Raw genomic sequence first — 12,836 nt, 5'->3', positions numbered from 1 at the left:
CTATTTTTTGTCGATAAACGATAAACCACACTTATACGAACTATTAAGGGGTCATCATGAACACACCAAAGAAACGTAGCGAATGGGAAACTCTTGCTGCCAGTCTGTCTATTAATGGCAAGGCTTTTATCAATGGCGAATACCAAGATGCCGTTTCGGGTAGCACCTTTGATTGTATTAGTCCTATTGATGGCCGCTTGTTGGTAAAAGTGGCGAGTTGCGATGTTGACGATGCCAACCTTGCGGTTGCCAATGGCCGCAGCGTATTTGAGTCGGGTGCTTGGTCGCAGCAATCTCCTGTGCAGCGCAAAAAGGTCATGATACGTTTTGCCGAGTTACTCGAAGAAAATGCCAATGAACTTGCCCTGTTAGAAACCCTCGACATGGGTAAGCCGATTCGTTTCTCTAAGGCGGTGGATGTGGTGGGTGCTGCCCGTGCCATTCGTTGGTCGGGCGAGGCGATAGATAAAATTTACGATGAACTCGCGCCAACCGCCCACAATGAAATCGGCATGATTACCCGTGAACCGGTGGGAGTTGTGGCAGCAATTGTGCCGTGGAACTTCCCTATGCTGATGGCCTGCTGGAAATTAGGGCCTGCGCTAGCCACGGGTAACAGTGTGGTGTTAAAACCCTCTGAAAAATCACCTTTAACGGCTATTCGTATGGCGCAACTCGCCATAGAAGCAGGCATGCCTAAAGGCGTATTAAACGTGCTGCCAGGATTTGGCCACACCGTGGGTAAAGCCTTAGCCCTGCATATGGACGTGGATACGCTGGTGTTCACAGGTTCGACAAAAATTGCTAAGCAATTAATGATTTACGCAGGCGAGTCGAACATGAAACGCGTGTGGTTAGAGGCGGGAGGCAAGAGCCCTAATATTGTCTTTAATGACGCGCCAGATCTCAAAGCCGCAGCCGTTGCCGCCGCTGAAGCGATTGCCTTTAACCAAGGTGAAGTCTGCACCGCGGGTTCGCGTTTGCTGGTGGAATCAGGGGTAAAAGATGAGCTTATTGCGCTTATTGCAGAGGAACTAGCCTCATGGCATCCGGGTCATCCACTCGATCCTGCCACAGTGAGCGGCGCCGTTGTCGATAAACAACAGTTAGACACTGTGCTTAGTTACATCAAAGCGGGTAAAGATGAAGGCGCAACTCTAGTCTACGGTGGCAGCCAAGTTATGGCCGACACGGGCGGCGTGTATGTGCAGCCAACGGTATTTTCTAATGTAAATAATCAGATGAAAATTGCCAGCGAAGAGATTTTTGGCCCTGTGTTATCTGTCATAGAATTTAATGGTATGGAAGAAGCGATATCAATCGCCAACGATACTATCTACGGTTTAGCCGCAGGTGTGTGGACCTCAAATATTAGTAAGGCCCATAAAACCGCCAAAGCCCTGCGTTCTGGCATGGTGTGGATCAACCATTACGATGGTGGCGACATGACAGCGCCGTTCGGTGGCTATAAACAGTCAGGTAATGGCCGAGATAAATCTCTACACTCCTTCGACAAATACACTGAACTGAAAGCGACTTGGATCGTGCTATAAGCGGACTATTTTTATAACTGCTCTTTTTTGTCTATATTTTTTGTCTATATAGAAGAAGGAGCCGCTTTCGCTCAATACTAAAACCTCTTTTCATATTACATGGAAAGAGGTTTTTATTTTTAGGGCTGACCCATCCTAAAGCAAGATAATTGAATCGTCAGTTGTGCTGCATTTATTGCCATTGTTTCCCTGTGACTCGCCGCCCCTTTATTAAATAAAGAGTATCCCTATAGGCTCGACGGCGACATCTACAGCACACGGAAGTGTATATGCCGCGTTCACAGGGATGTGAAAAAGCGGCCATGTCGCTAACGGTCACTGTTACAACAATGCCAATCCTAACCAACCCTCTCGCTGCCGTTCTGCGAAAAAGCTATTGCCCCAAAGCAAGATAACTTTGTTGTCAGTTTGCAGCATGAATTGTCATTGTTTCCCCTGTGACTCGCCATAAATTCGTCCCTGAGGGCTCGACGACGGCATCCATGCCGCCAACGGTCACAGTTGCAACAATGCCAATCTTAACTAACACTTCTGCTGTTCGTTTAGCTAAAAAAATATTGCCCCTAAGTGCGCCACGGCTCGAAGATCAGCCCTTTGTTATCTGATAATTTGAGATACTTAAAGTAATGGGTACCCAAAAGAAAGACCAGATCATGAGGGATTGCAAAAATCGTTGCAGTGAATCAGACTTGCCTAGTCTGATTCACGCCCTGCACACGAATAAAATGTTATACATACACATCGACATATGAGATAGAAGCTAATGAAAAAATACTTGTTGTCCTTCCTACTACCAGTTGTTTTAGGTGCGTGCGGAACTCTAGATAATAAAACGATCTTAATTGATGCTGGGGATTCAAAAGAGAAAGTAATAGATGTTTTAGGGCTTCCTTATGATCGCCAATTTGAGCAACAAAAAGAAGCATGGCAATACTGTGTATCTGGAGCTGGTTTTGGATATAACGACCATAAAATTATTTGGTTTACGGATAAAAAAGTCACTGGTATTACAAGTTATAGAACGACACGTAGCGGCTGCACCGGTGCCGTGAAAACAATCAAATGGGAAGATACACCTGATTACACCGTTGAAATCCGTCAAAAGTGATATGCATAACAAATAAGGATAAGCCGCGCGTAGCCGCGGTGGTTACAGTTGTTGTATTTGAGTTTAGTGGTAGTGCGTTGCGAGCCCTTAGGCGGGCATTAGGTTTAAGGAGAATGATCATCGAGTTTTCAAATGTACCACTTGCACCAATAGCCACGGTTGTCGCTGCATTAATTACTGCACTAATTTCTTTTGTTAACTTAACGCTTAGTAAAGAGCAAAAAACATCTGAGTTCAGGCAGGCATGGATCGATGGCTTGCGTGATAATTTAGCGACATTTTTCTCGTCTTCCAGAGCATTATGCAGAACAATGCAGGAAGCTCGTAGTGCCAATAGTAATGATGAAGATGTTAAAGGTTTTAGATTTGGCGCTGATCAAGTTGGAAAAATGCGCTTGGAAGTAGCAGATGCTCTTTATAGAGTAAAGCTTCGCCTTAATAAAAACGAAGCAGAGCATAAAGAGCTATATAGATTGCTTGTGGCTGCTACAAATATTCAAAGCCGAATCAACATTGAAAAAGGTAATGACTACACTGAGGCGCTCGACGCCATTGAAAGAGCATCTGATTATTCGCAAGACATTCTCAAAATTGAATGGGAACGGGTAAAGAAAGGTGAAAGATCATTTCAAATAGCAAAAAATAGGGTGATGCCAGCAATAATGATAGTTTCAATTATTTTTATCGGATTTTTGCTGTTCAATTCAAGCGAACCTAATAAACTAATGCCGCCGACCGCTACCGCGTCGGCTGATTGAAGCGTGAGCCCTTGAATCACTCTACACCAGACTGATTCACGCGAGCCGCTAAAACCCGTCCCAACCCCCCGTTTGCGGCTATTCTGGGGCGGTTTGTTCCCTTAAGATGAATCAAATCTCTAGAGAACTGATTCATGTCCCTGTTATACCTATTCCGACTGGTTATATCGTTCATTGATTGGTTTGTAGCCAAACGAAGCATTACTAATAGAATAGCTAATCCGAATCTGGCTCATAAGAGTGAATTATCTAACAAGGTTTTGTCCCAAAGCGTGCTGCGTAAGACCTTTAAATCTACAGGTTCATGGTGATTAGCGAGACGACCGTCCGCCCCATGGCCGCTCTTTGGCGTCCATGCCATCGCGGCATTTGTGAATCCTTTCACATCAGATGGGGCGGCCCTGCATCCAGGGAGGGACTTGCTGCGTGTCGGTGAGTTAACACCATGGCTTGCCCATCAGTAGGGGGTAGCATTTAAGTTACCCAACAAGTTATTTAGCCGACTAGGCCTCTATTTCTAAAGTTATTCTGCCTGTTTCTAAGTCAGTATGTCAGCAACCTTTTACTTCAAACCGAGAGTATTCACCTGTAAATACGTGATATTAGCGTGTAACTGCTGTAGCCTTGTGGGGTTTTCTGATGCCTTGCACTGATTTTTTAGGATCAAGCCCTGAGCTTTTGTTATCCAAGGGTTCTTCGTTATTTCCCCCTTAATGTTTACTGAGCAGATTGCTCCCTAGCAATAAATTCACTTATTAGAGAAGGTGTCATGTGAACACACTTAAAAACCAAATTATGCGTTCTACTTTTATCAAATTATCTGTACTGGCACTGTTAAGCTTTTTGGTAGGTTGTTCTTCGTTAAAAACGGGTGAAGATGGTAACTGGGTGGGATTCACTGAGTCTGGCAAAGCTTCTTTTTATGGTGATAAACATCAAAATAAAAAAACGGCGAGCGGCGCACGTTATAAACACACATTAAAGACGGCGGCGCATAAAAAGTTACCCTTTGGTTCGAGTGTTAAGGTGACTAACGTCGATAATGGCAAAAGTGTCATTGTAAAAATTAACGATAGAGGGCCTTTTGTGCGTGGCCGTATTATTGATTTATCAAAATCGGCATTTAGTAGTATAGGTAACACTTCTTCAGGTTTAATTGATGTGAAAATAGAAGTCATTAAATAGTGGCTAGCTTAATAAAACGGTGCGATGCACTTTTAAGCATCGCCAAACGCGATTAATGCTTTCGTTAAATGGCTAAAGCCGGCAACTTTTAAAGCCGATATTTGGGCTTTGCGGCATAGCATGAAAGACTCCCACTCGATCCACATAACAATATAAGGATTTGCTATGGAATACCCACTTGTTAGTACGCAGTGGCTCGAAGCACACCTCACCGATCCCCATTTAGTGCTGCTCGATGCCAGTATGCAAACCGTTATTGGTAAAGAACCTCTGGTTTACGATGAGCCTATTTGCATTCCGCGCTCACGTCGATTCGACTTGGAAAATGTGTTTTGCGATAACACTTCAAGCCAAATTCATGCCTTGCCGACGTTTGAGCAATTCAGCCAAGGGATCGCACAACTTGGGATTGAGGCCGATAGCATTATTGTTATCTATGATAACCAAGGCATTTATTCTTCTCCGCGGGCTTGGTGGACTTTTAAAGTGATGGGTTTTAGTCAAGTTTATGTACTTGATGGTGGTTTGCCTCAATGGATTGAAGAAGACCGAATGACCTCATCGCGCTACCAAGATGAAGGTATCGATTATGGCCCTACGGATGTCGATACTTTGGCTGATGTACTGCAATACCACACCGAGCGGGTGATGGACGCCGAGGCCGTTTTATCACGAATTGATGATGCCAAAACCGCGATTATCGATGCCCGTGGCGCGCCACGCTTTTTAGGCCAAGTGAGTGAACCTCGCCCCGGTGTGCGCTCTGGGCATATTCCTCACTCGGTTAACTTACCCTTTGCTCAAGTGCTCGATGGCTATAAAATTAAATCTACCAGCGAGTTACAGGCCATCTATCAAGGGCTTGCTGCAGATAAGTCTGCACGGGTATTTAGCTGTGGTTCGGGAATTACGGCGTGTATTTTGATTTTAGCCTCGGTGGCGGCAGGGCATACTAATCCTATCCTCTATGACGGTTCCTGGGCAGATTGGGGCGCTCGTAATGATCTGCCAATAGAGTGTTAACTAAGCAAGGTATTGATTAAGTTAGTGTCACTTCGAGCGTTATGTAGCTTATTTGTAGTAACCAAGGTTCGTAACTCGATGTGCTTGTGTTGCTTGGCTAAAGTTCCAAGGTGAAAGTATCAAGGAGAAAGTCTTGATTGGCAGATTAATTGATAAGTTGGTATTTGGACTGATTCTAGTGATGGCCTTGCAGTTACCGCAATTGGCTGATCATTATGAGCAATTTTTATCAGGTCTTTATGAATCGACCCGATGGCAAGTAGAAGGCTATGAAGCAACCGCGAAACAATACCAATATGCGGATGCACAAGAGATGATTGCCCATCACCAAGTCAATCAGGAGCCCAGTGTACGCGCTGATGCTGAGCAAAAGTTGCAGACACTCGAACTTTACACTCAACTTGAGCAAGGTATGGGAATTTTCAAAACAGGTAATTTGTTTGAGAAAACCGTCTACATGTTGAATCCTGCTCGCTTTGATTATCTTGAAAAAACCCTCAGTAACTTTAAGCCAGGCATCCCTTTAACCACCAGTGGTATTGGCTTTGGCGTTGTGGTGGCTTTAGTGGTGCATTATCTTGGCTCTATGCCTTTTATTCTGTGGGCAAGGCGTAAAAAGCGGCTGAGATTAAGCAGAGCGAAGTAATTTGTGTAGGTGGGTCGAGCTAGAACTTAGGTTTTAGCTGAGGTTGTCCCCTGTTGCAGCTAAATCACGCATGCTTAAAAGATTAATGCGTTAATGATTAGCGCTTAAATGACTAGCGCTTAAATCACTAGCACTTAAATGACAAATCATGCTCAGCGGATAAGCTGTTCGCTGGGCATGATCTATTCGTAATTAAAACAAATCCTTAAACCTGTGATACAGCATGCCTGCCGCGAGCATAGGCGAGCGGAACGTTGGGCCGCCGGGAAAGGTCATATGTTTGATTTTGGCGAACACATCAAAATGTCCCGCCTGCTGGCAAATAGCCTCTGCAAGCAGTTTTGCCGCCATGTGAGTGGCGTTCACGCCGTGTCCTGCATAGGCTTGGGCGTAAAAAATATTATTAGCATCGGGCAGGCGACCAATTTGTGGCATACGGTTAGCGCCGATACCTATCATGCCGCCCCATTCATAATCGATGCGTATCCCTTTTAATTGTGGGAACACCTTTTCTAGATTAGGCCTAAGCGCCGCTTCAATATCCTTAGGATCTTTACCCGAATAAGTGCAAAGGCCGCCAAACAGCAGTCGACGATCTGCGGATAAGTGAAAGTAATCTAAGGCAATTCGCATATCGGCGAAAGCCATGTTCTGCGGGATAATACTGGCGCATTGATCTGCCGTTAAGGGCTCTGTCGCCAATAAATAACTGCCAGCGGGTAATACTTTGCCACCGATAAAGCTGTTAAGTTTGTGGCCGATATATGCATTGCCAGCGAGCACTAAGTATTGGCAAGTGACCTGACCTTTAGCGGTGATAACCTTAGGTTTGGCGCCATGAATGATTTTTTCAGCTTTGCTGTATTCAAATAACTGCGCGCCGAGATTACGGGCGACGCGGGCTTCGCCAAGGGCAAGATTAAGCGGGTGTAAATGGCCGCTACCCATATCGACCAAGGCACCTTGATAAAAATCTGAACCAATCACGTCACCCAATTGCGATTTAGTGAGCAGCTTGATTTCTTGCTGATAACCCATGGCTTTAAGTGTAGTGAATTCTTCTTCAAGTTCATCCATGTGGCGAGGTTTTACTGCTAAGTCGCAGTAACCCATATGTAGATCGCAGTCTATTTGGTGTTCTTGTATGCGATTTCGCACAATTTCAACCGCTTCAAAGCCCATTTGTTGGATGGCTTGTACGCCTTCAATGCCGATTTCATTTTGAAATTGTGCGGGATCGTGGCCGATACCGCGAATGAGCTCGCCGCCATTGCGCCCCGATGCGCCCCAACCAATGCGCTTGGCTTCTAATAGCACGACACTCAGACCTCGTTGTGCGAGTTCTATGGCGGTATTTATACCGCTAAAGCCACCGCCCACTATGCATACATCGGCACTGATATTGCCTTCAAGTTGTGGGTGTGCGTAAATTTCTTTTGCAGTATCAACATAATAAGATTGTGGATACTGTTCACTGTGCACGGGCGGTTTACTTGCCATTATGGCTCCAAAATTTGTTTTTATTGTAAATTGGACTTGCCTCAGTATACTCATCACACTTTTAACATGATGTAAAAAAGTGTTCGTTTTATTTAACATGCTTTTTATGTAGAATACAATGAAAGCAGTAAAACACGCACTTTTAGGGCGAAAATACGTTCTGGATGGGGTTTATCCTGAACATGTTATTCGTCATCTATCGGGTTTGATCCGAGCGTTTAGGGGGATATGAAATTTGGATATTGGCGCCAGCCTTAAAACCATTCGAAAAATGAAAGGCTTATCTCAACGAGAGTTAGCCAAGCGTGCTGGTGTGACTAACAGCACCATTTCAATGATCGAAAAAAATAGTGTTAGCCCATCAGTTAGCTCTTTAAAAAAAGTGCTTTCAGGCATCCCTATGTCTTTAGTGGATTTTTTCTCAATTGAAACCTCAACGGATAGTGAACGCAAAGTTGTTTATCGGTCCGATGAATTGCTCGATATCGGTACGGGACCTCTAGAATTTAAACTGATTGGCCGCGATTATCCAAACCGCGCTATGTCAGTAATGAATGAGATTTATCCACCCGGCTCAGACACGGGTGAAGAAATGCTAAAGCATGAAGGCGAAGAAGCTGCAATGGTGATCGAAGGTAAATTCGAACTTACTATCGGTGATGAGGTGTATATTTTAGAAGCAGGTGATAGTTATTACTTTAACAGTGAATTACCGCATCGATTCCGTAATCCCTTTGATGAACCTTGCCGTTTGGTGAGTGCGACTACGCCCGCAAACTTTTAACCAAGTTACTTACTTAGCTTATCATTCAATCTATTAGGCCACTTGTTCAGTAAAGGAGAGTGGCATAATGGCACTTAATCATTCTCACGCTGACGCCTCTAGTTCTGCTGTATTGCCTATTCTTGTTGTGTAAATAATATTAGTTCAAATTTGACGTTAATATGACTGTGTTCACTCGATATCAATCGATTTTAGACTGGCTAAATAGTTGCTGCAATCATAAAAATTAACATGTCACTTATATGATAAATATTTAACTATATGTTACTTATCCATATTTATAGATCTCACCCTTAACTGAGGTTAACAAATGTTTAACCTCTTGCCTCGTGTTAAATTTCGGTGTACTGTGTGAAAAAATGAACATTTGAAAGCAGAGTGTTCATTATGCTAGTAAAACGAATTCTAAAGGTGAGATATGTCAGCTGATTTGCCTCTTATTGGCGTTGTAGCATGTAATCGACAACTGGGATTGCACCCCTTTAATATCGTTGGTGAAAAATATCTTTTAGGCGTAGTAAATGGTGCAAAAGGTTGGCCGTTAGTGATCCCATCCTTAGGCGGTGATTTACCGATAAGCGCTATTTTGGCACGCCTTGATGGTATTTTGTTTACTGGCTCCCCTTCTAATGTAGAACCCCATCTTTATGCTGGTCAGCCGAGTGAGCTTGGCACACATCATGATCCCAAGCGTGACGCAACTGCATTGCCGTTAATCCATGCTGCAATTGCTGCTGGGGTACCTGTATTAGGTATTTGCCGCGGTTTTCAAGAAATGAATGTGGCTTTTGGTGGTAGCTTGCACCAGAAATTATATGAGGTAGATGGCTTTATTGAACATCGAGAAGATAACACCGCATCCTTAGATGTGCAGTATGGGGTTTCTCACAGTATTACTGTTGAGCCTGGGGGGGTTATTCATGAGGCCTGGGGCCGCAACTCTGCAGAGGTTAATTCTTTGCATACTCAAGGCGTGGAGCGTCTGGGTGATGGGTTGCGGCCAGAAGCTTATGCTCCTGACGGATTAGTGGAGGCTTTCTCCGTGATCGGTACTAAAGAATTTGCCCTCGGTGTGCAATGGCATCCAGAGTGGAAGGTCAATGAAAATTCATTTTATCTTTCTATCTTTAATGCGTTCGGTGACGCCTGCCGACGTAGGGCTACAACTCGAGTGAAATAATAATGAATAAGCTTATCGCTTTTTTAAAAGAACGAAAAATCACAGAAGTCGAATGTGTTGTCTGCGACATGACGGGCATCGCCCGCGGAAAAATTGCACCAGTCGATAAATTTCTCGATGAGAAGGGCATGCGTTTACCTGAAAGCGTGTTGTTACAAACCGTGACTGGCGATTTTGTAAATGAAGAGATTTACTACAGTTTACTCGATGCTGCCGACATTGATTTTGTGTGTGTGCCAGATGAAAACGCTGTCTTTATGTTACCTTGGACCATTGAAGCCACCGCGCAGGTGATCCATGATTGCTACGACAGAATGGGCAATCCGATTGAACTATCACCCCGTAACGTATTGAAAAAAGTCTTGTCTCTCTATGACGAACAGGGCTGGGAACCGGTCATTGCTCCCGAAATGGAATTTTATTTAACCCGCCGTAGCGACGACCACGACTTACCGCTTAAACCCCCAATTGGCCGTTCAGGCCGACCCGAAGCGGGCCGCCAGTCATTCTCAATTGATGCGGCTAACGAATACGATCCTATGTTTGAAGACATGTACGATTGGTGTGAACTTCAAGGTTTGGATATCGATACCTTAATCCATGAAGATGGCCCCGCACAGATGGAGATCAACTTCAGCCATGGCAATGCATTGTCCCTTGCTGATCAAGTGTTTATCTTTAAGCGTACCCTGCGTGAAGCTGCATTAAAGCATAATGTTTGCGCTACTTTTATGGCAAAACCTGTAACGGACGAGCCAGGTAGTGCGATGCACATTCACCAGAGCGTAATTAATAAAAAGACAGGTAAAAATATTTTCACCAATGAAGATGGCACTAAGAGCTCATTATTCTTGGGATATATCGCTGGCCTGCAAAAGTTTATTCCCGAATTACTGCCACTTATGGCGCCCAATGCGAACTCTTTCCGCCGTTTCTTGCCCGGTACTTCAGCACCAGTAAACTTAGAGTGGGGTGATGAAAACCGTACCTGTGGTTTGCGCATTCCTGAGTCTTCGCCGCAAAATCGCCGTATCGAAAACCGTATTCCCGGTGCCGATGCTAATTGTTATTTAGCGATTGCTGCCAGCTTATTGTGTGGCTATATCGGCATGGTTGAAGAGTTAAAACCATCGACACCGGTGCAAGGTAAAGCTAATGAAAGTCGCAGCAATAATACCCATTGCCTACCTTTGACTCTAGAAGAAGCCTTGGCAGCGATGGAAGAAAGTGATGCTTGCAAGCAGTATTTAGGCGAAGCCTTTACCACAGGTTTTGTGGCGGTGAAACAGGCTGAGCTTGAAAACTTCCGCCGTGTTGTCAGTTCATGGGAACGTGAATTTCTACTGCTCACAGTGTGATGCTGTTACGTTAAGACTCTGCAATGTTTGCCCGCGTTAGCCTAAGACCGTTTCAAGTTAACGCGGGGACTTAAGCTTGAATATTTGCACTGTTATAGTAATGTTGCACCCTGTTGGTGCGATGTTGTTGTTAAATAATATAATGATTTTATAATGGTTTGCATAAAGCGTGTACTTCAACCGAGTGTTTAGATGGTTAGAGTAAGCTAATAGCCTTAATCGTGTTTGTTGCCCTAATTATTTTTAGGTTTAAGTATTTGTTTTTATTTGCCAATAATTTCATGTGGCAAGGGGTTTAATGATTGATTTAGTGCGGCTTGAGGCTTTTAAAAATATTGTCCTATGGCGATACTAGCAATATTTAGTCTGTTTTTTTGAGTATTAATGCAATATTTTATATTTGGCACAAAACCTGATACCTAACAAGTTGTAACAAGAGCGAAATCAGCATGATTATCATGTCGTAGTGACTGCCGATGCGGTTTTAAGGTGTAGCATTGGTCGAAAATAACAACAATATCCGGGCAGCCCGGTGACACAATGTCAGAATTGCTTAAGCAATTCTGCTACCCGAGAAAGGAGAAAGCATGAAGCTATTTAATAAAGTGACCACTCTCGCTTTGGTGACAGCGAGTGTAATGGCAAGCGCAGCAGCCCAAGCTGAACAAGTCGTACACATGTATAACTGGTCTGATTATATTGCAGAAGATACCTTAGATAATTTTAAGAAAGAAACGGGTATTAGAGTAGTTTACGATGTGTTTGATAGTAACGAGGTCGTCGAAACCAAGTTGCTCTCAGGCCGTAGTGGCTACGATATCGTCGTGCCTTCTAATCACTTTCTTGCTAAGCAAATTAAAGCGGGTGCCTTTAAAGAATTAGACCGTAGCAAATTAACTAATTTCAAAAATCTAAATCCGGCGTTGATGAAATTGCTTGAAAAAGCCGATCCCGGTAATAAATACTCGGTACCTTATTTATGGGGTACAAATGGAATTGGTTATAACATCGACAAAGTAAAAGCGGCTATTGGCGAGGATGCACCATTAGACTCAATGGAGCTGATCTTTAACCCTAAATATGCTGAAAAAATCTCGAAGTGTGGTTTTGCTATGCTGGACTCTGCCGATGATATGGTGCCTCAAGCATTGATTTATTTAGGTCTAGATCCTAACAGCGCTAATCCTAGCGATTATGAAAAGGCAGGTGAGTTACTTGAAAAAGTTCGTCCTTATGTGACTTACTTTCACTCATCACGCTATATTTCTGACTTAGCAAATGGCGATATCTGCGTTGCCTATGGTTTCTCTGGTGATGTGTTCCAAGCCAAAGCGCGCGCTGAAGAGGCGGGCAACGGCAATAAAATTGGTTACTCAATTCCTAAAGAAGGCGCAAACCTGTGGTTTGATATGTTAGCTATCCCTGCTGATTCAACTAACGTAGATAATGCCCATACACTGATTAACTATCTATTGCGCCCAGAAGTGATTGCGCCAATTTCTAACTTTGTCGCTTATGCTAATCCAAACGATCCTGCACAACCTTTGGTTGATGAAGCGATTCGTACCGATCCAGCTATTTACCCACCGCAAGATGTACTCGATAAACTCTATATTGGTGAAATCCGTCCTTTGAAAATCCAGCGCGTATTAAACCGTGTTTGGACCAAAGTGAAGTCAGGGCAATAGTTGATAAGGGGCAAGTTTAGCTTGCCCCTATTTTGCAAATTCACTCTATCCAA

The 12,836-nt window shown here is 43.9% G+C and carries 12 protein-coding genes; 10 read left to right on the top strand and 2 right to left on the bottom strand.

Features of this window, described 5'->3' with window-relative positions:
• The first annotated feature begins 56 nt into the window (after positions 1–56).
• On the top strand, positions 57–1,553 hold the full coding sequence (locus BW947_RS03940) for an aldehyde dehydrogenase (RefSeq protein ID WP_076497015.1): 1,497 nt from the start codon (positions 57–59) through the stop codon (positions 1,551–1,553).
• Positions 1,554–1,956: 403 nt separating this feature from the next.
• On the opposite strand, the gene BW947_RS18940 is transcribed toward BW947_RS03940, so the two are convergent.
• Complete coding sequence (locus BW947_RS18940; protein WP_279626095.1) at positions 1,957–2,082, bottom strand: hypothetical protein; 126 nt, start codon at positions 2,080–2,082, stop codon at positions 1,957–1,959.
• Positions 2,083–2,316: 234 nt separating this feature from the next.
• On the opposite strand from BW947_RS18940, the gene BW947_RS03935 reads away from it, so the two are divergent.
• The 5 genes from BW947_RS03935 to BW947_RS03915 all read left to right on the top strand — a co-directional run bounded on the left by BW947_RS03935 (position 2,317) and on the right by BW947_RS03915 (position 6,273).
• Entirely contained in the window at positions 2,317–2,661 is a 345-nt protein-coding gene (locus BW947_RS03935) for a hypothetical protein (protein WP_076497014.1), read from the top strand.
• A 113-nt stretch (positions 2,662–2,774) separates the two neighbouring features.
• The gene (locus BW947_RS03930; RefSeq protein WP_076497013.1) at positions 2,775–3,419 is read left to right on the top strand and encodes a hypothetical protein; all 645 of its coding nucleotides are present in this window, start codon (positions 2,775–2,777) and stop codon (positions 3,417–3,419) included.
• A 771-nt stretch (positions 3,420–4,190) separates the two neighbouring features.
• On the top strand, positions 4,191–4,604 hold the full coding sequence (locus tag BW947_RS03925; RefSeq protein WP_076497012.1) for a septal ring lytic transglycosylase RlpA family protein: 414 nt from the start codon (positions 4,191–4,193) through the stop codon (positions 4,602–4,604).
• Positions 4,605–4,769: 165 nt separating this feature from the next.
• Positions 4,770–5,627, top strand: coding sequence for a sulfurtransferase (locus tag BW947_RS03920; protein WP_076497011.1), 858 nt, complete (start codon positions 4,770–4,772; stop codon positions 5,625–5,627).
• A gap of 133 nt (positions 5,628–5,760) precedes the next feature.
• Positions 5,761–6,273 (top strand): DUF2937 family protein, encoded by a 513-nt coding sequence (locus BW947_RS03915; RefSeq protein ID WP_076497010.1) that lies wholly within the window; start codon positions 5,761–5,763, stop codon positions 6,271–6,273.
• Between the two features lie 192 nt (positions 6,274–6,465).
• On the opposite strand, the gene BW947_RS03910 is transcribed toward BW947_RS03915, so the two are convergent.
• On the bottom strand, positions 6,466–7,773 hold the full coding sequence (locus BW947_RS03910; protein WP_076497009.1) for an NAD(P)/FAD-dependent oxidoreductase: 1,308 nt from the start codon (positions 7,771–7,773) through the stop codon (positions 6,466–6,468).
• 235 nt (positions 7,774–8,008) lie between these two features.
• Here BW947_RS03910 and BW947_RS03905 point away from each other — a divergent pair, with 235 nt between their 5' ends.
• The 4 genes from BW947_RS03905 to BW947_RS03890 all read left to right on the top strand — a co-directional run bounded on the left by BW947_RS03905 (position 8,009) and on the right by BW947_RS03890 (position 12,783).
• Complete coding sequence (locus BW947_RS03905; RefSeq protein WP_076497008.1) at positions 8,009–8,557, top strand: cupin domain-containing protein; 549 nt, start codon at positions 8,009–8,011, stop codon at positions 8,555–8,557.
• Positions 8,558–8,975: 418 nt separating this feature from the next.
• Complete coding sequence (locus BW947_RS03900) at positions 8,976–9,737, top strand: gamma-glutamyl-gamma-aminobutyrate hydrolase family protein (RefSeq protein ID WP_076497007.1); 762 nt, start codon at positions 8,976–8,978, stop codon at positions 9,735–9,737.
• A 2-nt stretch (positions 9,738–9,739) separates the two neighbouring features.
• Positions 9,740–11,095 carry a glutamine synthetase family protein gene (locus tag BW947_RS03895; RefSeq protein ID WP_076497006.1) on the top strand — a complete coding sequence of 452 codons (1,356 nt, stop codon included), beginning with the start codon at positions 9,740–9,742 and terminating at the stop codon, positions 11,093–11,095.
• A 587-nt stretch (positions 11,096–11,682) separates the two neighbouring features.
• Entirely contained in the window at positions 11,683–12,783 is a 1,101-nt protein-coding gene (locus BW947_RS03890) for a polyamine ABC transporter substrate-binding protein (RefSeq protein ID WP_076497005.1), read from the top strand.
• The last annotated feature ends 53 nt before the right edge of the window (positions 12,784–12,836 follow it).

This window comes from Shewanella morhuae (assembly GCF_900156405.1).
Classification (GTDB): Bacteria; Pseudomonadota; Gammaproteobacteria; order Enterobacterales; family Shewanellaceae; genus Shewanella; species Shewanella morhuae.
The sequence above is the reverse complement of the archived record's forward strand: the minus strand, read 5'-3'. Positions and strand labels throughout refer to the sequence as shown.

Coding starts and splice junctions, on each gene's coding strand:
- BW947_RS03940 (WP_076497015.1), top strand. CDS start 57: ATGAACACACCAAAGAAACGTAGCGAATGGGAAACTCTTGCTGCCAGT.
- BW947_RS03935 (WP_076497014.1), top strand. CDS start 2,317: ATGAAAAAATACTTGTTGTCCTTCCTACTACCAGTTGTTTTAGGTGCG.
- BW947_RS03930 (WP_076497013.1), top strand. CDS start 2,775: ATGATCATCGAGTTTTCAAATGTACCACTTGCACCAATAGCCACGGTT.
- BW947_RS03920 (WP_076497011.1), top strand. CDS start 4,770: ATGGAATACCCACTTGTTAGTACGCAGTGGCTCGAAGCACACCTCACC.
- BW947_RS03910 (WP_076497009.1), bottom strand. CDS start 7,773: ATGGCAAGTAAACCGCCCGTGCACAGTGAACAGTATCCACAATCTTAT.
- BW947_RS03900 (WP_076497007.1), top strand. CDS start 8,976: ATGTCAGCTGATTTGCCTCTTATTGGCGTTGTAGCATGTAATCGACAA.
- BW947_RS03895 (WP_076497006.1), top strand. CDS start 9,740: ATGAATAAGCTTATCGCTTTTTTAAAAGAACGAAAAATCACAGAAGTC.
- BW947_RS03890 (WP_076497005.1), top strand. CDS start 11,683: ATGAAGCTATTTAATAAAGTGACCACTCTCGCTTTGGTGACAGCGAGT.